This window comes from Pseudarthrobacter leeuwenhoeki, from assembly GCF_055412885.1.
On sequence record NZ_JBVAYY010000002.1, the window covers coordinates 187,703 to 212,958 of the forward strand.

General features: G+C 67.5%; 23 protein-coding genes. 12 read left to right on the forward strand and 11 right to left on the reverse strand.

Translation table 11 applies throughout. The features are described from left to right. Positions 1 to 2: 2 nt before the first annotated feature. On the reverse strand, positions 3 to 887 hold the full coding sequence (locus ACZYX4_RS02575) for an ACT domain-containing protein (RefSeq protein WP_463873448.1): 885 nt from the start codon (positions 885 to 887) through the stop codon (positions 3 to 5). Between the two features lie 63 nt (positions 888 to 950). Beyond that, positions 951 to 1,460: a large conductance mechanosensitive channel protein MscL gene (mscL, locus tag ACZYX4_RS02580; RefSeq protein ID WP_463873450.1), complete on the reverse strand. Its 510-nt coding sequence runs from the start codon at positions 1,458 to 1,460 to the stop codon at positions 951 to 953. Positions 1,461 to 1,676: 216 nt separating this feature from the next. Here mscL and ACZYX4_RS02585 point away from each other — a divergent pair, with 216 nt between their 5' ends. The 4 genes from ACZYX4_RS02585 to ACZYX4_RS02600 all read left to right on the forward strand — a co-directional run bounded on the left by ACZYX4_RS02585 (position 1,677) and on the right by ACZYX4_RS02600 (position 5,459). Beyond that, positions 1,677 to 2,567, forward strand: coding sequence for an ABC transporter ATP-binding protein (locus ACZYX4_RS02585; protein WP_463873451.1), 891 nt, complete (start codon positions 1,677 to 1,679; stop codon positions 2,565 to 2,567). Beyond that, positions 2,489 to 3,337, forward strand: a complete 849-nt coding sequence (locus ACZYX4_RS02590) for an ABC transporter permease (protein WP_463873453.1) — start codon at positions 2,489 to 2,491, stop codon at positions 3,335 to 3,337. Before ACZYX4_RS02585 ends, ACZYX4_RS02590 begins: the two co-directional genes overlap by 79 nt. 36 nt (positions 3,338 to 3,373) lie before the next feature. Next, positions 3,374 to 4,153 (forward strand): IclR family transcriptional regulator, encoded by a 780-nt coding sequence (locus ACZYX4_RS02595; RefSeq protein WP_463873579.1) that lies wholly within the window; start codon positions 3,374 to 3,376, stop codon positions 4,151 to 4,153. Between the two features lie 94 nt (positions 4,154 to 4,247). Next, positions 4,248 to 5,459: a 4-hydroxybenzoate 3-monooxygenase gene (locus tag ACZYX4_RS02600; protein ID WP_463873455.1), complete on the forward strand. Its 1,212-nt coding sequence runs from the start codon at positions 4,248 to 4,250 to the stop codon at positions 5,457 to 5,459. Positions 5,460 to 5,468: 9 nt separating this feature from the next. On the opposite strand, the gene ACZYX4_RS02605 is transcribed toward ACZYX4_RS02600, so the two are convergent. The 6 genes from ACZYX4_RS02605 to purB all read right to left on the reverse strand — a co-directional run bounded on the left by ACZYX4_RS02605 (position 5,469) and on the right by purB (position 12,502). Further along, positions 5,469 to 7,250: an ABC transporter permease gene (locus tag ACZYX4_RS02605; RefSeq protein ID WP_463873581.1), complete on the reverse strand. Its 1,782-nt coding sequence runs from the start codon at positions 7,248 to 7,250 to the stop codon at positions 5,469 to 5,471. A 38-nt stretch (positions 7,251 to 7,288) separates the two neighbouring features. After that, positions 7,289 to 8,356 (reverse strand): ABC transporter ATP-binding protein, encoded by a 1,068-nt coding sequence (locus ACZYX4_RS02610; protein ID WP_463873456.1) that lies wholly within the window; start codon positions 8,354 to 8,356, stop codon positions 7,289 to 7,291. 88 nt (positions 8,357 to 8,444) lie between these two features. Beyond that, positions 8,445 to 9,527, reverse strand: coding sequence for an extracellular solute-binding protein (locus ACZYX4_RS02615; protein WP_463873582.1), 1,083 nt, complete (start codon positions 9,525 to 9,527; stop codon positions 8,445 to 8,447). Between the two features lie 272 nt (positions 9,528 to 9,799). After that, a complete protein-coding gene (locus tag ACZYX4_RS02620; protein WP_463873458.1) occupies positions 9,800 to 10,303 on the reverse strand; it encodes a GNAT family N-acetyltransferase in 504 nt (167 codons plus the stop codon). 94 nt (positions 10,304 to 10,397) lie between these two features. After that, complete coding sequence (locus tag ACZYX4_RS02625) at positions 10,398 to 11,063, reverse strand: histidine phosphatase family protein (RefSeq protein ID WP_463873460.1); 666 nt, start codon at positions 11,061 to 11,063, stop codon at positions 10,398 to 10,400. Further along, entirely contained in the window at positions 11,060 to 12,502 is a 1,443-nt protein-coding gene (purB, locus tag ACZYX4_RS02630; protein WP_463873461.1) for an adenylosuccinate lyase, read from the reverse strand. The genes ACZYX4_RS02625 and purB overlap by 4 nt, the downstream gene beginning before the upstream one ends. Positions 12,503 to 12,703: 201 nt before the next feature. Here purB and ACZYX4_RS02635 point away from each other — a divergent pair, with 201 nt between their 5' ends. Beyond that, positions 12,704 to 13,063, forward strand: coding sequence for a hypothetical protein (locus ACZYX4_RS02635; protein WP_463873462.1), 360 nt, complete (start codon positions 12,704 to 12,706; stop codon positions 13,061 to 13,063). Then, positions 13,063 to 14,487, forward strand: coding sequence for a hypothetical protein (locus tag ACZYX4_RS02640; protein ID WP_463873464.1), 1,425 nt, complete (start codon positions 13,063 to 13,065; stop codon positions 14,485 to 14,487). Before ACZYX4_RS02635 ends, ACZYX4_RS02640 begins: the two co-directional genes overlap by 1 nt. Here the strand turns inward: ACZYX4_RS02640 and ACZYX4_RS02645 are convergent. Further along, positions 14,484 to 14,870: a phage holin family protein gene (locus ACZYX4_RS02645; protein WP_463873465.1), complete on the reverse strand. Its 387-nt coding sequence runs from the start codon at positions 14,868 to 14,870 to the stop codon at positions 14,484 to 14,486. The two genes, ACZYX4_RS02640 and ACZYX4_RS02645, sit on opposite strands and share 4 nt — an antisense overlap. Positions 14,871 to 14,954: 84 nt before the next feature. Between ACZYX4_RS02645 and ACZYX4_RS02650 the strand changes: the two genes are divergently transcribed. The 6 genes from ACZYX4_RS02650 to ACZYX4_RS02675 all read left to right on the forward strand — a co-directional run bounded on the left by ACZYX4_RS02650 (position 14,955) and on the right by ACZYX4_RS02675 (position 23,419). After that, positions 14,955 to 16,073, forward strand: a complete 1,119-nt coding sequence (locus ACZYX4_RS02650; RefSeq protein ID WP_463873466.1) for a histidinol-phosphate transaminase — start codon at positions 14,955 to 14,957, stop codon at positions 16,071 to 16,073. A 147-nt stretch (positions 16,074 to 16,220) separates the two neighbouring features. Then, a complete protein-coding gene (locus ACZYX4_RS02655; protein WP_463873467.1) occupies positions 16,221 to 17,480 on the forward strand; it encodes a thiamine pyrophosphate-dependent dehydrogenase E1 component subunit alpha in 1,260 nt (419 codons plus the stop codon). Next, positions 17,480 to 18,460 (forward strand): alpha-ketoacid dehydrogenase subunit beta, encoded by a 981-nt coding sequence (locus ACZYX4_RS02660; protein ID WP_463873468.1) that lies wholly within the window; start codon positions 17,480 to 17,482, stop codon positions 18,458 to 18,460. The genes ACZYX4_RS02655 and ACZYX4_RS02660 overlap by 1 nt, the downstream gene beginning before the upstream one ends. Positions 18,461 to 18,520: 60 nt before the next feature. Further along, on the forward strand, positions 18,521 to 20,044 hold the full coding sequence (locus ACZYX4_RS02665; RefSeq protein WP_463873469.1) for a dihydrolipoamide acetyltransferase family protein: 1,524 nt from the start codon (positions 18,521 to 18,523) through the stop codon (positions 20,042 to 20,044). A gap of 111 nt (positions 20,045 to 20,155) precedes the next feature. Further along, a complete protein-coding gene (locus tag ACZYX4_RS02670; RefSeq protein ID WP_463873471.1) occupies positions 20,156 to 21,754 on the forward strand; it encodes an AMP-binding protein in 1,599 nt (532 codons plus the stop codon). Between the two features lie 735 nt (positions 21,755 to 22,489). Beyond that, a complete protein-coding gene (locus ACZYX4_RS02675; RefSeq protein WP_463873472.1) occupies positions 22,490 to 23,419 on the forward strand; it encodes a lysostaphin resistance A-like protein in 930 nt (309 codons plus the stop codon). An 18-nt stretch (positions 23,420 to 23,437) separates the two neighbouring features. On the opposite strand, the gene ACZYX4_RS02680 is transcribed toward ACZYX4_RS02675, so the two are convergent. Then, positions 23,438 to 23,869 carry a universal stress protein gene (locus ACZYX4_RS02680; protein ID WP_463873473.1) on the reverse strand — a complete coding sequence of 144 codons (432 nt, stop codon included), beginning with the start codon at positions 23,867 to 23,869 and terminating at the stop codon, positions 23,438 to 23,440. 51 nt (positions 23,870 to 23,920) lie between these two features. Next, complete coding sequence (locus ACZYX4_RS02685) at positions 23,921 to 25,213, reverse strand: aminotransferase-like domain-containing protein (RefSeq protein ID WP_463873475.1); 1,293 nt, start codon at positions 25,211 to 25,213, stop codon at positions 23,921 to 23,923. Positions 25,214 to 25,256 lie beyond the last annotated feature (43 nt).

Genomic DNA, 25,256 nt, shown 5'->3' on the forward strand with positions numbered 1-25,256 from the left:
TGTCAACGGCCGGTAGCCGGGCTGTGAGCGATGATTTCGGCGAGCTCGGCCAGCCGGTGCGCCCGGGCGGATTCTGCCGGGGTGAACGGCTCGCCGGGGCGGACAAAGGTGATGGGGCCGTGCCAGGCGGTCGGGATCCTCAGCACGGTTCCGTCCGCGGCCGGTACCGTGCCCGCTCTGGCAGCCGGAGTGCCGGTGCCCGTGTCCGGCCTGGCGTCGATCCGTGCGTGCAGCAGTTCAGCCACCGCCAGCGGCAGCTCCTCCGGGTTGGCCGCGATCCTGGCCGCGAGGCTCAGCGCCCCGGTCTGGCCGTCAGCCATGGCCAGCGCCGTGGTGGGCCAGACCTGAGGATCGTTGCCGCCGCCCTCGCGCAGGGCCTTCAGCAGCTCCGCTTCGCCCATTTCACCGGGCGCGGACAGCACAAACTCATCCAGCACGCCGCCGTCGACCGGGTGGACATGGATGCTCAGGATGTTGGTGTCCAGCCTGGCCAGCGACTGTGTGAGTTTCTGCAATGAACCGGGCCGGTCCTTCACGACCGTGCGGGCCCGCCACAGGGCCGGTGCCGCACCGAGCCGGCGGCGGTGCCGCAGGGCGGGGGCATGCAGCCAGCGCCGCAGCATCCGCGTCGCGGACGGTTCCGCCACCCAGATGACCAAAATGGTGGCGGTCAGCGTGAGGACCAGGACCTTCGCCACGTAGGGCAGTTGCGTCCCCACCACGGCCGCATGGACCACCAGCTCGATGGGCAGCATCACGGCGACGTTGGCCAGCGTCAGCCGGGTCTTGGTCGGTTCGGGCATCTGGCCGCAGACTTCGCAGCTCAGTTCGGAGGTGGCCGGGACCGGTGTTCCGCCGTGGTTGCTGCCGTGCTCTGAGGGCTTCATGGATCCCATGATGTCCGGCGGCTGTTACAGGCCCATTGCCGGCCGGTGACAATTACGCGCAGACTAGCGGCTGCGCCCCCCGGCAGTCTCGGCTGTGCGGTCGCCGGACGGCTCGCCGGACTGTCCGTTGTCCCCCGCCAGGGTGTGGCCGGACGTCCGCCCGTGGTCCGCGCCGGCCAGCTGGGCCAGCAGGTCACGGATTTCGGCCAGCAGTGCCGTGTCCGCCGGGAGCGGCTTCTCTTCCGGCTCGGCAGTGGCGAGCCGCTTCCTGACCAGATGGTTGATCCGGTTCGTCGGCGCCACGAAGATGAAGTACACGACGGCGGCCGTGATGATGAATGTGACGAACGCGGTGATGACCCCGCCGAAGTTGACGAAGGTCTTGTCATTGCCCGGCCAGATCCAGAAGCCCAGGCCCTTGGTCTCGACCCCGCCGGCCGCCGCGATGATGGGGTTCACGATGTTCGAGGTAAACGCGCCGACCAGGGCGGTGAAAGCCGTGCCGACCACGACTGCGATGGACAGTTCGATCACGTTGCCGCGCAGGATGAAGTCCTTGAATCCTTTGAGCATGGGTCCTCCGGTGTGTGTTGATGTAGTTCTGTGCCGTGTCCCGGGCGCGGGGATCAACCGCTAGACGCTATCACTTCTCCCGCCCCGGACCGGCCACAACCCGGCCGGCCCGCAAACGCACCCGGGACACGGCACCGCGGCTAACGCCCCTGTCCGTTGTTAACCGGCCGGGCCCGGAGGCTAGCCTGGACACAACAAAGCGGTGGGGGCTTGCTGGTGGAAGTAGTACAGACACAAACCAGGGACGTGCTGGACGTCCGTGGACTCATCAGGCGCTACGGTGACCTGACCGCCGTCGACGGCGTGTCCTTCCACATCCGCACCGGGGAAACCTACGGACTGCTGGGACCCAACGGCGCCGGGAAAACCACCATCATCTCCATGGTCGCGGGGTTGATCCCCGCCAACGGGGGAACCGTCCGCGTGGCGGGCCGGGCCATGACCCCGTCCGAGACGGAGGCGAAGCGGATCATCGGCCTGGTCCCGCAGGAACTGGCCATCTATCCGGACCTGACCGCGCGGGAGAACCTGGTGTTCTTCGGCCGGCTGCAGGGGTTCAGCGGCAGGGAACTCACCCAGCGCACCAACGAGGTGCTGGAGCTGATCGGCCTGAGCGACCGTGCCGGCGACCTGACCAAGAAGTACTCCGGCGGCATGAAGCGCCGGCTGAACATCGGCATCGGCCTGCTGCACCGGCCCGCCCTGCTGATCCTGGACGAACCGACGGTCGGGGTGGATCCGCAGTCCCGGAACGCCATCCTCGAATCCGTGGAACGGCTCTCCGTCGAAGGCATGGCGGTGCTCTACACTGCGCGGGCTGCCGGCCGTGCAGCACGTCGACAACGACGGGGCAGGGCTCATCCTCACCGTCAGCGACGGACCCACCGCACCCGCAGGGATCGTGACCGGCGCCGGGCACGCAGGAATGTCCGTGACGTCCGTGGAGATTGTCCGGCCCGACCTGGAGTCCGTCTTCCTGCACCTGACCGGCAAAGCGCTGAGGGACTGAGATGCCCGGCCTGTGGACCATGGTCGCGAACGACCTGCGCCAGCGCATCCGGGACAAGTCCGTCTTCATCTTCTCCCTTATCGTCCCGCTCGCGCTGATGGGGGTGCTGAGCCTGGTGTTCGGCGGACTCGGCGAGGACACCGTCGACCTGCAGCCGGCCACCGTCGTCGCCAGCGCGGACGACGCCGACCAGCTGGGTGCCGCACTGCTCGGCGCCGTTGATTCACTCCAGATCATGGACGTCACCATCAGGCGGGTCCCGGCCGCGGACGTCAGCCACGAGACCCGGGCCAGCGGCGCGGACCTTGGCATCATCATTCCCGAGGGCTTCAGCAGCGCGGTGCTCTCCGGAGCGGCCGCGTCGGTCCAGCTGGTCGAGGGTGACAACGCCTCGCTGGAGACCGGCGTGCTGATCTCCGTGGTCCGGGGGGTCGTGGACCAGTTCGCCGCCGGCACGGTGACCGCCGCCGCCGGGGGCCTATCCGGGCTGCCGCCCCAGGATCTCGCGGCGCTTGCCCAGCAGGCCGCAGCCGGACCGGCCCTGCTCACCCTGACCGAAGGGCAGGCCGCCGCCGAGCAGCTCTCGCTCCGCGGCACCCTCGTGGCAGGCCAGGCCGGGCTGTTGCTGATGTTCACGGTCGGATTCGGTGTGCTGGGGCTGCTCGCGGAGCGGGAACAGGGCACCCTGGCCCGGCTGCGGTCGATGCCGGTCACCGGCGGCGCCGTGATCACGGCCAAGGCCTGCACCGGCTTCATCATGGGCGTCGTTGCCACCATCGTCCTGCTCACCGCCGGCTCCCAGCTGTTCGGCGTCTCCTTCGGCTCCCCGCTCGTGGTGGCCGGGCCGGCGCGGGCACCGGCGGCGTAGAGTGGAGGCAGCATCCATTCAACGGAAGTGACGGCGATGGCGAACTCCGGCACGGGGGACTCCGTGGTGGACCGCGTGGTCAGGGTGATATCCGCGTTCCCCGAGGGCGTCACCGTGCTCCCGCTCTCCGAGCTCGCGGACCGGGCCGGGCTGCCGTTGAGCACCGCCCACCGTCTGGTCCGGCAGCTGGCCGGGCACGGGCTCCTGGAAGTGGGCAGCGGGGGATCCGTCCGGCTGGGCCTGCGCCTGTGGGAACTGGTCAACCGGAATTCGCCCACCCTGGCCCTCCGCCAGGCGGCCATGCCCTTTATGGAGGACATCCAGCAGGTGCTGAACCAGAACGTGAACCTGGCCGTGCTGGAGGGCTGGGAGGCGCTGTTCGTCGAACGCCTCTCCCGCCGCGGCTCCGTGGCGAACCGGGCCCAGATCGCCGGACGGATGCCGGTGCACGTGTCTTCCGCCGGGCTGGCGCTGATGGCCAACCAGCCGGCGCCGGTCCAGGCAGCGTACCTTCACCAGTTTTCCGATCCTGCCGGCAAGGTCCAGCCGGAGGACCTCCGCATCATGCTCCAGGAAACGGCCGGCCACGGCTTTGCCCAGCTGGCCGGCGTCGTGGACCCGGACACCTGGGGGATTGCCGTCCCCGTGCGGGGCGCGAGGAACCGCACCGTGGCGGCGCTCGGCGTCGTCGTACCCCTGCGCGAGGTGCGGCTCCAGGCGCTGGTTCCGGCCCTGCAGACAGCTGCCCGCGGGATCGGTCGGCAGCTGCAGGGAGCAACGGCAGCGTCTGCATTCCATTCAGCGGAATCGGTGTAACGCCCATCACGTGCCCGGGCGCACACTGGAGCCAGAGAACCCACACGGCCCCCGACGCCCACCAGTCCGGGCCCCGCAACGAAGCGAGGACACCATGGCAAACCGTAAAGTCATCACCACCCAGGTCGCCATCATGGGTGCCGGCCCGGCAGGGCTGATGCTCTCCCACCTGCTGGCCCAGCAGGGAATCGAATCCACCGTGATCGAGACCCGCAGCCACCGGGAAATCTCGGAAACCGTCCGGGCGGGCATCCTGGAGCACGGTTCCGTGAACATGCTCGTGGACAGCGGCGTCTCGGACCGGGTTTTGCGGGACGGGGACCGGCACGACGGCATCGAGCTGCGCTTTAACGGCGAGAGCCACCGGATCGACTTCCAGGACCTCATTGGCGAGTCCGTCTGGCTCTACCCCCAGACCGACGTCTTCCTCGACCTCGCCGCGCGGCGCCAGGCCGACGGCGGCGACGTCCGCTACAGCGTCACCGACACCACCATCCACGACCTCGAAGGCGCACCGAAAGTCTGGTTCACCGACGTCGACGGCGTGGAATGGGAGCTGCAGGCGGACTTCATCGCCGGCGCGGACGGCTCGCGCAGCCATAGCCGTTTCCAGATTCCGGAGGCCCAGCGCAAGTGGTACTTCCACGAGTACCCGTTCGCCTGGTTCGGGATCCTGGCCGAAGCCCCGCGCAGCTCCGACGAACTGATCTACGCCAACTCCGAGAACGGCTTTGCCCTGATCAGCCAGCGGACGGAAACCGTCCAGCGGATGTACTTCCAGTGCGACCCGAACGAGGACGTCAACAACTGGAGCGAGGACCGGATCTGGGATGCGTTCCGCATCCGGGTCAACGGCAACGGCTTCGAACTCAAGGAGGGCCCGGTCATCGACAAAACGGTCCTGAAGTTCCGCAGCTTCGTGCACGCCCCGATGCGGCACGGCAAGCTGTTCCTCGCCGGCGACGCTGCCCACACCGTCCCCCCGACCGGCGCCAAGGGCCTGAACCTGGCGCTGCACGACGTCAAGGTGCTGTTTGAAGGCCTCGACAGTTTCTACAAGACCGGAAACGCCGTGCTCCTGGATGCCTACAGCGACCGCGCCCTGGCCAGGGTGTGGAAGGCCCAGCAGTTCTCCTACTGGATGACGTCCATGCTGCACACCCCGGTCGACGCCGACGACTTCGCCCGCGCCCGGCAGCTCGGCGAGCTCAACTCGGTGGTGTCATCCCGCCACGGCCGGGCCTACCTCGCCGAGGCCTACACCGGCTGGCCGGGCGCCCACGAACCCCGGCAACCTCATTGCTGACCCACGCGCCTAGGGGACGCGCACGGATTCGGCCGGCGCGGCTTCGACCAGGACCGGCGTTGTGCTTTCCTTGTTATCCGTTCCAGCCTTCGAGGCTTTGGCGGACTTCCTGCCCGTCCTGCCCGTCCTGCCGTAGACCAGATACATCGTCAACCCGGTGATGACCATGAGCAGCACTGTGTAGACGAAGGTGTTTGACACCCCGTCGACACCCTCGGCGCCGTCCGTGTTGGCCTTGATCACCAGTCCCAGGGGCTGGTAAAGCGGGTGGGCCAGGAAGATGGCGGTGTCATAGTCATCCAGCATGCTGTTGAAGTTGAGCGCCGTGATCGCAGCGGCGGCCGGCAGGACGATCGGCAGCAGGATCCGGCGGAACACGTACAGCGTCTTGGCGCCCATGATGTTCGCGGCTTCTTCGAGCGAGGAGTTGACCGAGGCGAAGGAGGCCTTGAGCATCCGCAGGGTGAACGGGATCTTGACGGTCACGAAGGCGATCAGCAGGATCACCGTGGTCCCGGTCAGGACGGCGCCGCCCACCAGCGGGTTGGGATGGTCGTAGCTGAGGATCAGGCCGAGGGCGAGCAGGGCGGAGGGAAGGATCCACGGGATGTGGAGGAGGTACTCGACAGCTGTCGTGACCGGGTTGCGGTACTTCTGCAGGAGCCGGGCAACGAAGAGCAGGCCTCCGACGGCGATCAGTGCGGCCAGCGCGCTGTAGACGATGCTGATGATGAACGGCCGCAGGCCCGAGGGCTGGGTGAGGACCCGGATGTAGTTGTCGAAGGTCAGGCTCCCCGGCAGCAGCTGGCCGGTCTGGATCGCGGCGCCGTCGGCAAAGGAATACAGCACGATCAGCACCACGGGCAGCGTGTAGACGGCGAACAGCAGGTACGCGGCGGTGTGGACGGCAGCATTGGCCACAGGGTTGCGGATTTGCTGCTTCTGCAGGCCGGAGGAGACTTTTGAAACCGAGAAGTACGTTCCGCCCTTTTCCATCCGGGTCATTACCGCCAGCATCAGGATGGTGGCCACACCGAGGATCACGGCGAGCAGGGCGGCGAGGTCCCTTGACGTCGGGCTGCTGCTGAAGGTGAGAATCATTGGCGTGATGGTCTGGAACTCCCGGCCGCCGAGGACCTGCGGTGCGCTGAGGGCTCCGAGGCCGGTCAGGAACGAGAGGACGGTGACGGCGAAAAGCGTCGGCTTTAGCATCGGCAGGACGACCCGCCGCAGGATGGTCCAGGTGGAGGCCCCCATGTTCCGGGCCGCTTCGATGGTCTGGTAATCCACGCCCTTCAGCGCGTTGGTGAGGAACAGCATGTGGTTCGTCGTGGTGGCGAACGTCATGACGGCCAGGACGGCAAAGAAACCGGAAAACCAGCCGGGATCCATGCCGGGAAACAATCCCACCAGGAAACCGGTCACGATCCCTTTGCCACCGTAGATGAACTTGTAGCCCGCCGCGAGCACAATGCCGCCGTAGATGAAGGTGGTGGCATAACCGAGGAACAGGACCCTTGAGCCGCGGATCTTGAAGTACTGGGTCACCAGCACAATGAAGATTCCCGCCACGTTGACAGTGATGGACAAGGCGACAGCCAGCAGGAAGCTGTTGCCCAGGGATTTCATGGCCCGCTGGGAGGAGAAGAGCCTTTCGGCGGCGCGCCCGGAGAAGTTCCCGTCCGGGAAGAAGGTCTGGATCAGCACATTCGCATTGGGCCAGACGAGGAATGCCGCGATGAACCAGGTCAGCACGACCCCGACCATCAGGACTGCGGGGGAGCGGAGCATGCTCCGGATACTCCCGCCGTTCGAGCCGCCCGCCGTGCTCACAGGATGGTCACTTCCTGCAGCCGGTTTCTGAGCGAGACGCCTGTTTCCGGGTGGTACTGAAGGACGTGGGAGGGCTGGACATACACCGTTGCCTGGCTGCCCGTGGCGGGGTGGGTCCCGCCGTCCTCCTTGACCAGCAGCCGGATATCGGCGCCGTGGCAGCGGACGATGAACCGACTGTGCAGGCCGTGATAGGTCTTCGAAACCACAATTCCCTGCACCGGGACGGCCGAGCCGTTGCCACCGGCGGGATCCAGCGATGCCTTTTCCACTCGCAGGTAGGAGTTGGCCCCGGGATCGAGGGCATGACTCGATTGCCGGTTCAGCTCCGCGACGAACCCGGCGCTCAGGCGTGAACTGTCCCCGATGAAATTGCAGACGAATTCGGTCGCTGATTCGTCGTAGATGCTCTGCGGAGTGCCGATCTGCTCCACCACCCCCTTGTTGAAGACGGCCACCCGGTCACTCATGGCCAGGGCCTCGTCCTGGTCATGGGTGACGTACACCGTGGTGATGCCGAATTCGCTTTGGAGGTCTTTGAGCTGCTGCCTCAGCTGGTGGCGCAGCTTGGCGTCCAGATTGGAGAGCGGCTCGTCGAGCAACAGGATCTTGGGCTGCAGCACGAGCGCCCGGGCGACGGCGACGCGCTGCTGCTGTCCGCCGGAGAGCTCTGACACGTTTTTGCGCAGCTGGTCCTCGGACAGGTCAACCCGCCGGGCGATGTCGCGGACGAGGCGGTCGCTCTCGGCCGGCTTCTCCTTGCGCACGCGGAGGCCGAAGGCGATGTTCTCCCACACGCTCATACTCGGGAACAGGGCATAGTTCTGGAACACCATACCGACCTGGCGCTTGTCACTCGGGAGCCGGGTGACGGCCTTTCCGTCAACGTAGACCTCGCCGGCGGACGGCTCAATGAACCCCGCCAGGGTGCGGAGCGCGGTTGTCTTTCCGCAGCCCGAGGGGCCAAGCAGCGTGAAGAATTCGCCCGGTTCCACCTGGAGATCAAGGTTGGGGATGGCGGTGAAGTCGCCGAAGGTGACTTCGATGTTCTCGAAACGGATCATGGCAACCTGTCTTGTGCTAACGGCGGAGCGGGGGTGTCCAGCAGGAAAGGCACGGGCTGCAGCCGGCCGGCCGCAGCCCGTGCACGGGTCAGCTCATGTATTCCAGTTCGATCTTTTCCACCCAGGCGCCCATGTTCTTCTGCACGAAGTTCCAGTCGATGTCCTGCTGTTTGAGCGTGTTGAAGAATTCGACGACCTCGGGCTTGGCCGTGGCCGCGGCTGCCTTGTTGACCGGCATGGAGTTGAACTGCTGGGCCCATTCACCCTGGGTCTGCGCGCTGCCGAACCAGTCGATGAACTTGAGGGCCTCATCCTGTTTGTCCGTTCCCTTGACCAGGGCAACCTGCTCGATGGCCAGCGGCACTCCAACGGATGGCATCACGGTCTGCACGTCGACGTTGAACGATTTTTCACGTTCGAGAATGATCGAGGAGGGCATTTGTCCCATGTCCGTGTCCCCCGCAGCGATGCGGGCGAAAAGGTCGGTCTTGGCCACGGCCGGTGTTCCGTTCTTGAAGTACTCTTCGACCTGCTTCCACCCCTCGTCCGAGACGCCCAGATCGCCGCTGTCGTCCTTGTACCGCGTCAGGATGCCGGCGAAGACCAGTTGCGCGGTGGCCGTGCCGAGGCCGGTGACCCGCTCGTAGCGGGACTTGTACTTGTCCTGGGTCCACAGATCGGTCCAGTCCTTGGGGGCCTCGTCCGCGCTGAACTTCTCCGTGTTGTAGCCGAGGAGGATTGCCTGCTGGACCAGCGGCCAGTAGGCCTTGCTGTCGGATGAGTCACCCTTGGCAGTGTCGACTTCTGCGGACCAGGCGGGGGTGAACGGTGCGATGGCGCCGGCTGCCTTGACCTGCTCGAAGTACATGTTGTTGAGCCCGAAGGCGACGTCCGCGATCGGGTTGTTCTTCTCCGCGATCAGCTTGTTGGTTGCATCCGAGCCGCCGGCGCCGACGATTTCGATCTTGAAGCCGGCTGCCGCCGCCTTCTGCGTCAACCACTCGCCGCGGCCTTCACCGTTGGAATTGGTGTAGACGATCAGCGTTTCGCCGGAGGGCGGCCCCGAGGGGGCGACGGCGGCGGGTCCGATAGCTGCTCCGGACGAGGCGGGGGCCGCGGCGCCCCCACTGCAACCGGAAAGAAGGGCGACGGCGACGGCGCCGGCAACCATGGTTTTCAATCTGCGCACGGGTGAGACTCATTTCTGAACGGGGCCGGATGGCATTTGTCCGGCCAGCCTATAGCGGCGGACGCCGGATTTGGCGGTTATGGCTATCAAATCGATGAAATAGCCCATCCCAGGCAACCGAGTCTGGTGTGTACGGGTGAACGTCATGCGCCCGCGGCCTAAACGCGCTGTGAACATCGGGGCACGCCGACACGCCGGGACGTTTCCGGGCGGAGCGCCGCAGCCGCCCCGCGACGCAGACCGGGGCCGGTGTCCTAAGCCATGGCGGTGTGTGCGGCGCTGTGCGAGTCGATGGCTTTCGCGTAGCAGCAGGAGTGCTCCACCCCGATGTACGGCCCGAAGTTCGGCACCGGGACAAAGCCGGCGTTCTGGTAGAACTGCCGGCCGTCCGTCTGCACCGAGCCGGCCTCCGCCCTGAGGGAGGTGATGCCGAGACTGTGCGCGTGCGCTTCCAGGGCCGCGAGGATGGAGCTGGCCACCCCGGAGCCGCGGGTGTACGGAAGCACGTAAAGCCGCTTGATCTCGGCCGTGCGCTCATCGAGGATACGCAGGCCGCCGCAGCCCACGGGCTGCCCGGAGGCCTTGTCGTGGGCGAGGAGGAACACGGCCGTGTCAGTCTCCGACGGCGGCGGTCCGGGTTCGTGGTCGCTCGTGCCGAAGCGGGCGTCGAGCTCGGCCTGCTGGGCTGCGCGGAGATCCGCGCCCACCGGGTTGGCCCAGGTGACCAGCCGGATGTTGAGCCGCGGGTTCGTCTGCATGGCTGCCTCGCTTCGCCGAAGGGTTATGCAGATCAACGCTAGGCACTGCCGGTTTCGGCTGTGTTTCCTGCGCGTTAGGGTTCGGCTAATTCCGCTACAGCGCGCCGCCGGTGGAGTCTTCCGCCGTCGGGTCCACCAGTGCCAGGCCGCCGACGGGACTGTCGTCCCAGTGGATGAGCCGCCAGCCGGCGTCGGGATCCCCTTCCAGGGCCACAATCCCGGTGTTGGCGAGGATGTGGCGGGCGGCGAAGCCCGGCTCCACGTTGCTGGCCCGCAGGCCCGCCCAGACGCGGATCGCGGCGCCGTGGCTGACCACGGCCACCGTCGCGGCGTCGCCGGTGGCTGCGGCGGCGATCCGTGTGATCGAGGCGTCGTAGCGTTCGAAGAAGTCGTGTCCGCTGGGGCCGTCCGGCATCCTGCGGTGCAGTTCCCCGGCTGCCCAGCCGAACACGGTCCCAAGGTAGCGCCGGTGTGATTCCTTGTCGGTGAGCTTCTCCAGGGACCCGGCCTCGATTTCCCGCAGGCCCTCCAGCACCTCGATTTCCAGGCCGCGGACGGTCGAGAGCGGCGCGGCAGTGATCTGGGTGCGGATCAGCGTGGAGGCAAAGAGAAGGTCGATCTGCTCATTCGCCAGGGACCGCGCCAGGGCGGCGGCCTGGCGTTCGCCGAGCCCGGTCAGCCCGGGGCCCGGGTGGGCGGTGTCCAGCTGGCCCAGGACGTTTCCGGGCGTCTGGCCATGGCGGATGAGCAGGAGCCTCATGCGAGGTGGTCCACCAGCTTGTCCGCAATGCCGGTGTACCTGCCGGGGGTCAGGGCCAGCAGCCGCGCCTCGGCGTCCGCCGACAGGCCCAGGCCCTGGACGAATTCCTGCATCCGGGCCGCATCGACGCGCTGCCCGCGGGTCAGGTCCTTGAGCCGCTCGTAGGGGTTCTCCATGCCATCGACGCCGGCGATGGCCTCGGCGCGCATGACCATCTGGATGGCCTCGCCGAGGACTTCCCAGTTGGTGTCGAGGTCCGCGGCCAGCACGTCCTCCGCGACCTTCAGGCGGTCCAGGCCCTTGACCACATTGGAGATGGCGAGCAGGGAGTGACCGAAGGCCACGCCGATGTTGCGCTGCGAGGAGGAATCGGTGAGGTCGCGCTGCCAGCGGGAGGTGACCAGGGTGGAGCCCAGGACATCCAGCAGCCCGGAGGAGATCTCCAGGTTGGCCTCGGCGTTCTCGAAGCGGATCGGGTTGACCTTGTGCGGCATGGTGGACGAGCCGGTGGCGCCCGCGACCGGGATCTGCACGAAGTAGCCGATCGAGATGTAGCTCCAGATGTCCGTGCAGACGTTGTGCAGGATCCGGTTGAACCGCGCGACGTCGGCGTACAGCTCTGCCTGCCAGTCGTGGCTTTCGATCTGCGTGGTCAGCGGGTTCCAGCTCAGGCCCAGGCCTTCAACGAAGCTCTTGGCGACGTGCTCCCAGTCGGCGCCGGGGACGGAGGCCACGTGGGCCGCGTAGGTGCCGGTGGCGCCGTTGATCTTGCCGAGGTATTCGGTCCGGGCGATGCGGTCCAGCTGGCGGGTCAGGCGGTGCGTGATGACGGCCAGTTCCTTGCCGAGCGTGGTGGGGGTGGCCGGCTGGCCGTGCGTGCGCGAGAGCATCGGCACGGCCCGGTGGTCCCCGGCCATGGCGCTGATCTGTGCGACGAGCTTCCGGGCGGCGGGCAGCCAGACGTCCTCCACGGCGCCCTTGACACCCAGGGCGTAGGAGAGGTTGTTGATGTCCTCGGAGGTGCAGCCGAAGTGCACCATGGCGGTCAGGTGCTCGATGCCGATGCCGGGCAGGCGGCGGCCGATGTAGTACTCGACGGCTTTGACGTCGTGCACGGTGACGGCTTCGATGTCCGCCAGTTCGGCGACCGAGCCGGCGTCGAATTCGGTGACGATCGCGCGCAGCTTCTGCTGCTGCTCCGCGGTCAGCGGTCCGGCTCCGGGGAGCACGCTGTTGCCGGTCAGGTGGATGAGCCATTCAACCTCGACGGCGACCCGGTCGCGGTTGAGGGCGGCTTCGGAGAGATAGTCGACCAGCGGCGCGACGGCCGACTGGTACCGGCCGTCCAGCGGGCCGAGCGCGATCTGTTGTGAGGACGCGGCGAGGGCCAGGCGTCCGGACGGCGTGCGGGTATCGGCTGTGGCGGCAGTTTCAGGCATGCCCCGATTCTTTCACGAAGTCCCGCCGGGCCTTAAGCGGGCTGACCCATGTGACTTCCGGCCGGGATTTCCCGGTCCCCCCGCCGGTTCCCGCCGGTTCCCGCCGGTTCCCGCCGGTTCCCGCCGGTTCCCGCCGGCAGTTGTCCACATGGCAGGGCGGGCCGCTTCAGCGTGTGCACCGGGGGACCTAACGTCGGTGTCATGACCAGCGGGCACGCCAACACCGGCAACAACACCAGCACCAACGCCGGGGGCAGCGGTGGGTCCGCGGGGACCTTCTTCGCCTCCGATGCCGCGACGTGCGCATCCCGCAGTTACGAGGTCCAGCAGCTTGCTGCCCGGGTTGCCGCCTGCGCAAGCCACTCGGACGCTGTGCTGGCCCGCTTGGTCAGCGTGGAACTGCAGAGCTGGCAGTCGCCGGCCGGCCGGGCCTACCGGACGGCACTGTCACTGCACGCGGCTTCCCTGCGCCGCAGCCGCACAACCCTGGAGGAGGCTGTCGCCGCGGTGCTCCGGCACGCCCAGAACGTGGCACTGTCCCCGGGACGGCCGGGGCACTGATGACGGAGATCTCGCCGGCCGGTTCCGGGGGAGCGCCCGACCCCACCGCTCCGGTGGACGGGATGCTACGGATCCGGGGCGGAGTGGGAGGTCTCAGTTTCCAGTTCGAGGAGCTGCTGGCCGGAGTCTCGGCCCTGGACGGGCTTATCCGGGAGCTGGCGGACGTGGAGGCGGAGGCAGAAGGGTTGCGCCGGGCCCTGTTCCCGTACCAGTTCGACTCGTATGCCAGTGGCAGCAACGCCATTGTCGCTGTCGGGGAGGGAGCCCGGGCCCTCGGCCGCGTCCGGATGGCGCTGGAGCGTCTCTGCGGTGAGGTGAGGGCGAGCCACCGGGAGTACGAGTCCGCCGAGGCCCGGAACACTCTGCTCCTGCGGATCGGCCTGGCCGGCCCCGGGTACGGGCCCCTGTGGGGTCTGGCCGGCCTGCCGCCGCTCACCGTCCGCGACACGGCAGAGGACGGGTTCTCCCTGGCGCCCGGGAGGCTGGCGCTGCTGCTGGGCCTGCCGGCCGGCGCCGCAGCGGCCGGCGGACCGGCCGGCGGTGTCCGGGCCGTGATCCGCGGATTGACGGACGCGCCGGGCCTGGAGTTCCTGCGGCCCCGGCCCGTCCGGATCACGGGCCGGCAAACGCGGGCGGAGGAGGTCGATGTCTCACCGGCCGGGCTGCTGCAGCGGGCCGGGTCGGCCGGCCGGAACAGCGGGGAGATTGAGGTCCTCCGGCTGGGGGAGCCCGGCAACCGCGCGTGGGTGGTGATCATTCCCGGGACGCAGCTGGACGGGCTGCCGCAAGGCACCAACCCCTTCGACGCCGCCGGCATCGCCGAGGGCCTCGGCTACGACTCGGCCGAGACCACAGCGGCGATCCGCCGGGCCCTGGCGGAGGCCGGCGCCGAGTCGGGCGACCAAGTGGCTGCGGTCGGCTACAGCCAGGGCGGCATCCACGCCATGAACCTCGGCGGGGACAAGGCGTTCCTGGCCGACTACGAGCTGAAGTTCGTGCTCACGGCCGGTTCCCCGGTGGGCGGGATCGAGCCCGGGGCCGGCACCAGCAGCCTGCACCTGGAACATGAGCAGGACTGGGTGCCCGGGGCGGACGGGACGCCGAACCCGGACCGGTTGGACCGGGTGACCGTCACCTTGAGCACTCCGATCCCCGGACACGAATGGCTGGAGCCCGGGATGGGACCGGGCCACTCCATGGAACGCTATGCCGACGGCGCCCGGGACGTTGCGGCCAGCCAGGATCCGTCACTCCAGGCGTCGACGGCCGCGCTCGCCGCCGTGGTCGGCACGGGCGGAACCGCCACGGTGACCCGCTTCTCGCTCCGCCGCGACGCCATGCCCCCCCAGCGGGGTACGCCCGTGGCTCCGGGGCCACGGCGCAGCCCGGGAGGGAAACCCGCAGGCCATGAGCCCGCTGCCTAGCGGTCGAGCGCGGGGAGAAAGCCGGCCACGAGGGACACCGCGCTGATGATGAGGGCGGCGAACACCGCCGTCCAAAAAAAGGAATCAATGGTGAAGTTAACAGTGGTGTAGCTGCTGATCCAGGACGTCAGGTACAGCATTCCCGCGTTGATGACAACGGTGAAAAGGCCGAGGGTGAGGATGGTGATCGGCAGAGACAGGAGGCTGACGATCGGCTTGACGAAGGCGTTGACGAGGCCGAAGATCAGACCGATGAACAGGTAGCCCAAAATGATGCTGACGGTGCTGTTGCTCGCGGTGGAAATGTCCAGGCCGGTGAGGATCCAACACGCGATTGCCAGGGCCAGCCCGTTGACGATGACCCGTACGATGAATGAGCGCATGGGCTAATGCTGTCATGGGTCCGGCGGCAGCGGCAGGGACCATATCCCCCTCTTGCGGCGGAGACCCGAAGTAGGCTGGTTGGCATGACTTCATCAGAGAACACGGCCGGGGGCATCAGGCCCCGTCCGGTGGTAGACCTCCTTCCCCGCTATGCGGCCGGCAAACCGCCGGTCCCCGTCGAGGGACTGGTGAGCTACAAGCTTTCCTCCAACGAAAACCCGCTGCCCCCGATCCCGGCCGTGCAGCAGGCCATCGCGGCGCAGACCGACTTCAACCGCTACCCGGATCCGCTGAGCAGCAAGCTGCGCGGCGCGCTCTCCGGGTTCCTCGATGTTCCCGCCGAGGACATCGTCACCGGCGCCGGAAGCCTCGGGGCGCTGAACCAACTGCTGGCCACCTTCGCCGGGCAGAACGACGACGGCAAGCCCGACGAGGTCATCTACGCCTGGCGCTCCTTCGAGGCGTACCCGATCTGCGTCGGCCTGGCCGGCGCCGAAAGCGTCCGGATCCCGCTGACCAGCGAGGGCCGCCACGATCTCGACGCCATGGCCGCCGCGGTAACGGCGCGCACCCGGATGATCCTGCTGTGCACGCCCAACAACCCCACCGGACCGATCCTGACCACCGAGGAAACCGAGCGCTTCATCAAAAGGGTTCCCTCCGACGTCGTGGTGGTCATCGATGAGGCCTACCAGGAATTCGTCCGTGACGAGCAGGCCGTCGACGGGATCGAAATGTACCGGAAGTACCCCAACGTCGTCGTCCTGCGCACCTTCTCCAAAGCCCATGGCCTGGCCGGGCTGCGGGTCGGCTACAGCGTGTCCCAACCGGACCTCACCCAGCATCTGCGCGTTTCGGCCACCCCCTTCGCGGTGTCCCAGATCGCCGAAACCGCGGCTGTGACCTCGCTGGAGCACTTCGGCGACGTTGTGGAAAGGGTACAAAGCGTCGTGGACGAACGGGACCGCGTCACCGCTGGCCTGCGGGACCTTGGCTGGTTCGTGCCTGAGGCCCAGGGCAACTTCGTGTGGCTCAATCTTGGTGAGGACGGCGCGGAATTCGCCGCCCTGGCGGGGGAACGGGCCCTCTCCGTCCGCGCCTTTGCCAACGAGGGTGTGCGGGTCAGTATCGGCGAGACCGAGGCCAACACCCGCTTCCTGGAACTCTGTGCGATCTATACAAAAGCGCCGCGGCGTTCCTAGCGCTTACCATGACGGCCCCGGCCAGCCTGCTGCGGATAAAGTTAGGACGAGTAAGCCACCATATATGCCGGGCCAGGAATGTATTGACGGTCCGGCATATATCCCAGCAATTGCGGCGCATTCGGATGCGGCAGGCAAGGAGACGGTATGGGCGCCACACATCTGCCCTCTACCGAGTTCGATGGAACCGATATTGAGGACCAGTTCGAGGCGGAGGCCGAAGCCCGCCTGGGCGGTCCTGCCGAGCCGATGGTGCAGCTCCTCGCTCCCGATGGCACGCTCGGCTCTGATCCGGTTTTCTCGGACTACGCCGAGCGGCTTGACCCGGAGAAACTGCGCGGATTCTATGCCGACATGGCGAAAATCCGCCGCTTCGACGTGGAGGCGACCGCGCTGCAGCGGCAGGGCCAGCTGGCCCTCTGGGTTCCGCTCACCGGTCAGGAGGCCGCCCAGATCGGGTCCGGCCGGGCCAGCCAGCCGCAGGATTACATTTTTCCCACCTACCGCGAGCACGGCGTCGCCCTGACCCGCAACGTGGACCTGGCCGAGCTGCTGCGCCAGTTCCGCGGCGTCTCCAACGGCGGCTGGAACCCCAAGGACACCAACTTCCACCTCTACACCCTTGTCCTCGCAGCGCAGACCCCGCATGCGGTCGGCTACGCGATGGGGATCCAGCGCGACCAGAAGTTGGCGGCGTCCTCCGGGCTCGCGGGCGTAACGGCTGGCCAGGATCCGGAGCCCAAGGCTGCCGTCATGGTTTACTTCGGCGACGGCGCCAGCTCCGAGGGTGACGTCCATGAGTCCATGGTCTTCGCGGCTTCCTACAACGCCCCCGTGGTGTTCTTCTGCCAGAACAACCACTGGGCGATCTCGGTCCCCAGCTCCGTGCAGACCAGCATCCCGCTCGCCAACCGGGCCAAGGGCTACGGATTCCCGGGCATCCGGGTGGACGGAAACGACGTGATCGCCGTCCATGCCGTCACCGAGTGGGCGCTGGAACGTGCCCGCCACGGCGGGGGCCCGGTGTTGATCGAGGCGTTCACCTACCGTGTCGGTGCGCACACCACGGCCGACGATCCCACCAAGTACCGGGAATCCACAGAGGAAAGCCGGTGGCGGGCCAAGGACCCGCTGGAGCGCCTGGAGAAGTACCTCCGCGCCGAGGGCATGGCCGGCGACGCCTTCTTCGAGCAGGTCAGGGCGGACGGCGACGAACTCGCCGCCTACGTCCGCAAGACCACCTATGATCTCGAAACTCCGGACATCCGGACGTCCTTCGCCAACACCTATGTGGAAGCCCACCCGCTGGTGGCCGAGGAGCTGGCCTGGTTCGAGGAGTACAGCGCAGGGTTCGCCGACGAGGCAGAACACGCGGAAACAGCCCCGGCGGAAGGTGCGGCCAACTGATGACCACCATGACCATTGCCAGGGCCATTAATGAGGGCCTCCGCGCGACGCTGAACAACAACCCCCGCGCCCTGCTCATGGGCGAGGACATCGGACCCCTGGGCGGCGTGTACCGCGTCACCGACGGCCTGATCGCCGAGTTCGGCGCCGACCGTGTGGTGGACACCCCGCTTGCTGAGTCCGGCATCATCGGCACCGCGATCGGCCTGTCCCTCCGCGGCTACCTGCCCGTCTGTGAAATCCAGTTCGACGGCTTCGTGTTCCCGGGCTTCAACCAGATCACCACGCAGCTGGCCAAAATGCACTCCCGCAGCAACGGCAACCTGACCGTGCCGGTCGTCATCCGGATTCCCTACGGCGGCGGCATCGGCTCGATCGAGCACCATTCGGAATCCCCGGAGGCGCTGTTCGCCCACACGGCCGGCCTGCGCATCATCACCCCGTCGAACCCGCACGATGCCTACTGGATGATCCAGCAGGCCGTCGACTGCCAGGACCCCGTGATCGTCTTTGAACCGAAGCGCCGCTACTGGCTCAAGGGGGAGGTTGACACGGAATCCCCCGGACCTTCCGCGGACCCGTTCAAGGCACACGTGCTCCGCGAGGGAACAGACGCCACCGTTGTGGCCTACGGACCCCTGGTGCCCGTGGCCCTGGCCGCAGCCAGCGCCGCCGCCGAGGACGGCCGCAGTGTTGAGGTGCTCGACCTGCGGTCGATCTCGCCGATTGACTTCGACACCGTCACGGACTCCGTCAGGAAGACGGGCCGGCTGATTGTCGCCCACGAGGCCCCGACCTTCGGCGGCATCGGCGGCGAAATCGCGGCCCGGATCAGCGAGCGTGCCTTCCACTCACTCGAGGCGCCCGTCATCCGCGTCGGCGGCTTCCACATGCCCTATCCGGTGGCCAAGGTGGAGGAAGACTACCTCCCGGACATCGACCGTATCCTCGAGGCACTGGACCGCGCCCTTTCCTACTGACCGCGCCCCCTTTTCTGCTGACCGCTTCCCGCTGAGGCGATTTCTCCCAACAAGGACACCATGACTCTTCACAAGTTCAACCTCCCGGATGTGGGCGAAGGGCTGACCGAGGCCGAGATCGTCGCCTGGAAAGTCAAACCCGGCGACTCGGTGGCCATCAACGATGTCCTGTGCGAGATCGAGACCGCAAAATCCCTCGTAGAGCTGCCCTCCCCGTTCGCCGGCACCGTCACGGAACTGCTTGTCCCCGTTGGCCTGAGCGTCGACGTCGGGACCCCAATCATCAGCGTGAGCGACGCCGCGCCCGCCGGCCCGGCCGCCCCGGCTCCTGCCTCCCATCCGGCACCCGCCGGTCCGCTGTACGGAAAGCTGGAAGCGGACACCCCCGACGCCGGCGAATCGGCCGGGGGCCCGGCCGGCGGTCCGCTGGTGGGCTCCGGTCCCAAAGCCGACGCCGTCAAGCGCCGCCGGCGGGTGGCCGCACCGGCAGCGAAACCGGTCCAGCTGCCCGGGGCCACGCCCGCCGGGTTCCCGGGCCGGGCCAGCGAGGTTCGGGAACGGGTGGGGATGGAGGCGCATGAGACCTGGATCAGCCCCGAGGCGGTCGCCCACGCGGAACGCCCGGCCCCTGAGGACAGCATCGATGTCCGGCCCACCCTCGGCGGGGCCATCAGCGGCCTGGTCAGCAGGGTCCTGGCCAAGCCTCCCGTGCGCAAAATCGCCCGCGACCTTGGCATCGATCTGGCCGACGTCGTCCCCACCGGCGCCCGCGGCGAAGTAACCCGCGAGGACCTGGTGAGCTACCAGGCGCAGCGCGACGCCGAGCTCGACCAGGCGGACACCTTTTGGGGCAAGACCGGCCGCCCGCAGGAACAGCGGATCGAACGGATCCCGGTCAAGGGCGTCCGCAAGGCCACGGCGCGGGCCATGGTCGAGTCCGCCTTCGCGGCCCCGCACGTCAGCATTTTCGTGGACGTCGACGCCAGCCGGACCATGGAGTTCGTCAAGCGCCTCAAGGCCTCCCGCGATTTCGAAGGCATCAGGGTCTCGCCCCTGCTGATCCTGGCCAAGGCCGTCATCTGGGCCGCGGCCCGCAATCCCAGCGTCAACGCGACCTGGGTGGACAACCCGGACGGCAGCGACTCCGCCGAGATCCATGTCAAGCACTTTCTGAACCTCGGCATCGCTGCCGCCACGCCGCGCGGCCTGATGGTCCCGAACATCAAGAATGCCCAGGACCTGTCCCTCAAGGAGCTGGCCCTGGCCCTGAACGAGCTCGCCACGACCGCACGGGCCGGTAAGACACAGCCCGCCCAGATGCAGGGCGGCACCCTGACGGTCACCAACATCGGCGCCCTCGGCATCGACACGGGCACGCCGATCATCAATCCCGGCGAAGTGGCGATCGTGGCCTTCGGCACCATCAAGCAGAAGCCCTGGGTCCTTGACGGCGAGGTGATTCCGCGCTGGATTACGACCCTCGGCGGCTCTTTCGACCATCGCGTGGTGGACGGCGACCTCTCGGCACGGTTCATGGCCGACGTCGCGGCGATCCTTGAAGAGCCCGCCCTGCTGCTCGACTGAGCATCAGGGAAAGAACGCAGGTCAGGGCGGTCCTGTCCAGAAGGGCCCGACGGCACTAGAGTGGCACCAGCCGCCGCCAGCGGGGCGGACGCGGATCAAAGGAGATGTTGCGTGTTTTCGAGCCCGTTCCCCGATGTGGAAATTCCCGACGTCAGCCTGTACGACTACCTCTTTGGCGGCCTGGAGGACGCGGACCTGGACCGGATCGCCGTCGTCGACGGCACGAGCGGAGCTGAGACCAGCTACCGGGCCCTCGTCGGGCAGATCGATGCCGTGGCCGGGGCCGTCGCGGCCCAAGGCCTGGGTGTCCACGGTGTCGCGGCGATCCTGTGTCCCAACATCCCGGCGTTCACGGTCGTCTTCCACGGTCTGCTGCGGGCCGGCGCGACGGTCACCACCGTCAACTCCCTCTACACGGCGGACGAGATCGCCCTCCAGCTCGCCGACGCCGGCGCGGAATGGCTGTTTACCGTCTCCGCGTTGCTCCCCGCGGCCCAGGAAGCGGCCACCCGCGCCGGAATCCCGGCCGAACGGCTCGTCGTGCTCGACGGCGCCGCCGGCCACCCCTCGCTGCGGGACCTGCTGGCGGCGGGCGCCCCGGCGCCGGTCGTCAGCTTCGATCCCGCCACCCACGTGGCCGTGCTGCCATACTCCTCCGGGACCACCGGCCGGCCCAAGGGCGTCAGGCTCAGCCACCGGAACCTCGTGGCCAACGCGGAGCAGTCCCGCGGGCTGCTCAAGGTCACTCCGGAGGACCGCCTGCTGGCGCTGCTGCCGTTCTTCCATATCTACGGGCTGACCGTGCTGCTGAACCTCGCCCTGCGCCAGCGTGCCTGTCTGGTCACGATGCCGAAATTTGAGCTTGCCGAGTTCCTGCGGATCATCCAGGACCAGAAGTGCAGCTACCTGTTCATCGCCCCGCCGGTGGCCGTGGCCCTCTCCAAGCACCCCCTGGTTGCCGACTATGACCTCAGCTCCGTGCACACCACCCTGTCCGGGGCGGCCCCGCTCGACGGCGAACTGGGCAGCAAGCTGGCCGAACGCCTTGGCTGCCGGGTGCTGCAGGGCTACGGCATGACCGAGATGAGCCCCGTGTCCCACCTGATCCCGGTGGATGCCACGGATGTGCCCGTCAGTTCGGTCGGCTACACCGTCCCCAATATGGAGTGCAGGCTGTTGGATCCTGCCTCCGGGGAGGACATCGACATCCCGGCCGAGGGCACCAGCGCGCCCGGACACCTGCTGTGCCGCGGACCGAACGTCATGCTCGGCTACCTCAACAGGCCCGAGGAAACGGCGGACACCCTCGACGCCGAAGGCTTCCTGCACACCGGGGACATCGCCACCGTCCGCGCCGACGGGGTGGTCACGATCGTGGACCGGCTCAAGGAACTGATCAAGTACAAGGGCTACCAGATCGCCCCGGCGGAGCTTGAAGCGCTGCTCCTCACCCACCCCGGCATCGCCGACGCCGCGGTGATCGGAACGTCCGACGCCGACGGCCAGGAGGTGCCGATGGCCTTTGTGGTGCGCCAGCCCGGAACCGACGGCGAGGGACTCAACGAGGCCGCGGTGATGGACTATGTGGCGGCCAGGGTGGCGCCTTTCAAGAAGATCCGGCGGGTCGAGTTTCTCGACGCGGTGCCGAAGTCCTCCTCCGGCAAGATCCTGCGCCGGATGCTGAAGACGGCGGGAGCAGCCACCGGATAGGCCCCGTCGCCGGCGGGCTCCGGGACACCCGGACCGTGCCCGAAGCAGCCAAATCGATCCGGCAGATCACGATTGTGACGCAGCTAACCCCGGCTGCCCGTCCCAAAGCGTATAGTCGGAGGAAGGTCAGGACGCGGCCATTGGAACCTCATCGTGGAGTTGCTGTGCCAAAGATTTCCCCCGTCCTTCCTTCCGCCGCCCACCGCGCACATGCGTTACAACATGTGCCGGATGTCCCGGCGCCGGCCCGGTCAGGCACCGTTCAGGGCCCTGAAGTCCCCCGGCCCTCTTCGCCCGGCAAATTCGAACTCGTCCGTGCCGACGGGGGCGGGTTTCTCATCCGCATCCTTGACGGGGGCGGGGCCGTACTGGCCCTCTCCAGAACGTACCCGGACATTGCTGCCGCAGTGCATGGCGTCGAAGCCGTGCGGGAATGCGCCGCCAGTTCCCACATCTCTGACCAGACGGCAGCAACGCCCGAAGGCGGCCGGACCCTGACGGAGACCGGACCCGCTTTGCTCGTTCCCGGCCCGGAACCCCACATCCTGCCGCTCCGGTAGCAAGCGGCCACAACCGCCGACACGGAATTCAGTGTCCGGTGGCTGCCGATCACCATTGGGGGTGACCGGATGCCGCCGGAGACGAGCGCCGGCGCCCGCCGGGGCGCTGGCGCTGACGGCTCCCGGCGGAGCGGCAGTGTCCCCGCCGGCGGATCGATGAGAGGTCAGGCAGGACATGGTTCTCACCACCAGCCCGCCGTCGGATTTTCGTACCGGCATTACTCAGGCGCTGAAGCGGGTCGCCGCGTCGCCGTCCGCCTGGTTCTATGCCGCGCTGTGGTTCGCCAGCGCGCTCGTGCTCGCCGTCGGGGGCTCCGGCGTCTCGGTGGTGGTGAGTCTGCTGGTAGGTTCCGTCTTGCTCTTGCTCTGCCTGCTGGTGGTTGGAATCACCCGGCCGGTACCAGCGGGGGCTGCCGTTACCGGAGCGGCTCGCCGCCGGGTATGGCTGCAGCTCGGAGTGGCTCTGGTTGTCATCGTCCTCACGGCGTGGACGAATCTGGTCTTTCACCATGTTGTGCCGCCGGGCTCCGGCATCCCCTGGTGGACGGCACTGGTCGAATTCCTTCGACGGCTTGGGGAGCAGTGGTTTGGTGCCGGCTTGGGGACCTTCGTGGTTAATCCCGTCACGTACGTCGCGATCCCGCTGGTGCTGCTGCTGCTGGCCGGCGTCCGCCTGTCCAGCCTGGGCTTCGGGCGGGGCCACCGGGTGGGCCGGACGCTGCTGATCTGCTGCTCCCTGCCGGTCGCCTGGTTCCTATACGTCCTGGCAACCGGCCAGATGACCGTTCTCAGGCTGCTGGGGACTTTCGGATCCAATTTCATACAGAACGGCTTCGTCGAAGAGTTCCTCTTCAGGGGCGTGCTGCAGACGCGGCTGCGCTTGCTGGCGGGCCCGGGGTGGGCGCTGGTCCTTCAGGCGCTGGCATTCGGCGTCTGGCATCTTGGCCTTGGCTTCACCAACACCGGGCATGCCGGGCTGGTGCCGGCCATTGCCAGCACCATCGTGAACCAGTCGCTCCTCGGGCTGGCGCTCGGGGTACTGTTCGAGCGCACCCGGAACCTGCTGGTCCCCACAGCCGTGCATATCGCCCTCAACAGCGTGTGATGAGGGGCAGTGCCGCACCTACTCTGAAGCGTCGGTTTTGGCGATGTAAACGTCGCAGGGGGCACTGTGGGCCACGGAGTTGGCAACGCTCCCGAGCACGCGGCCCAGTCCCTGCATCCTGCGGTTCCCGACCACGATCAGCCGGGCGCCGGAACGGGCCGCTTCGTCGATCAAAGCTTCCGCTGGCTTGCCGCGGGCGGCGGCGTAGGTGACGTTCAGTACCGGGGTGCGGAGGCTGTCCGCGACGTTTCGGGCGATCTTTTCCGCGTCCCCCGCATCGGAGACAATCCATTTGTCGCTGCCGCTGCCGTAGACCTCGGTCCGGTCGCTTTCGAACGCGCTGACCACATGAAGGGTGGCCCCGAGCGAGGCGGCCAGGTCGCGGGCGGTGTGCGCTGCCTTAAGGGCGGTCTCGCTGCCATCGACGCCGACAACAATAATTCCGGTCATGAAGTTCTCCTTGAGGTCAACGAACGTCTGCGGCCATACACCACTGACAGGCTACAGCGCGGCGATGGCTTCGCGCAGGACCGGCGCCAGCCGCCGGACCCCCTCGCGGATGGACTCCGGTGGAACGGCGCTGAAAGCCAGCCGGATCTTGTTGGAGGGATCATCCGAATGGGTAAACGCCGCGCCCGGAATGAAGACCACCCCGGCGTCGATCGCCTTTTTCAGCAGCGGATAGGTGTCCACGCCGTCGGGAAGTGTGACCCAGACGAAGAAGCCACCCTCCGGGCGGGTCCAGCTGATTCCGGGGGGCATGTACTCGTCGAGGGCCGCCAACATCGCGTCGCAGCGTTCCTTGTACAGCCCGCGGTACGTCTCGATCTGGCCACGCCAGTCGTAATCGCGGAGGTAGGCGGAGACGAGCATCTGGTTGAGGGTCGGCGGGCACAGCGTGACAGCCTCCGACGCCAGGTAATAGCGGCGCTGGAGGTGCGCCGGCACGAGGGCCCAGCCGATCCGCAGCCCGGGTGCGAAGATTTTCGAAAAGGACCCCATGTAAATCACGTCGTCGGGGTTGGCGGCCCGCAGCGGGGTGAGCGGCTTGCCGTCGAAGCGGAGCAGCCCGTAGGGATTGTCCTCCAGTACGAGAATATTCGCCTTGCGGCATATATCCACCACCCGCTGCCGCCGCTCTGCGGACAGGGTGACGCCGGAGGGGTTGTTGAAGCTTGGGATGGTGTACAGGAACTTGATGCTCCTGCCCGCGGTCTGCAGGGCGGCAATCCTGGCCTCCAGGAGGTCCGGGATGATGCCGTCCTCGTCCATGGGCACGGTGGCGACCTTGACCTGGTAGGCCTCAAAGGTGTTAAGGGCGCCGACGTAGGTAGGGTCCTCGACGAGGACCACGTCGCCGGGGTTGCAGAACACCTTGGTCGCCACGTCCTGGGCGGACTGTGATCCCGCCGTAATCACCACGTTCTCGGGCTTGGCGTCCAGGATTCCCTCCGCGGCCATGACTTCGCAGATCTGGGTCCGCAGTTCCTCGGTACCCTGGCCGTTGCCGTACTGCAGCGCGGTCATGCCCTGTTCGGCGATGATCTTCGCCGCGGTCCGGCCCAGCCGTTCCAGCGGCAGGGACTCCAGGTACGGGCTGCCGCCCGCCAGCGAGACGAGGCCGGGGCGCATCGAGATGTCGAAGACATCGCGGACTGCCGATTGCTTGATATTTGCTGCGCGCTCCGAGAACAGGTCCTCGTGGCGGTGGGCGGACGGAGCCGCACGTTCGATTGCGTCAATTGCCTCAGCCGGAAGTACTTCTGCGGCGGCATCAAGTGTTTCGTGGGTCACATCTCCCAGAATACAACCCTTGTTGCCACAGGGAAAACCTTTG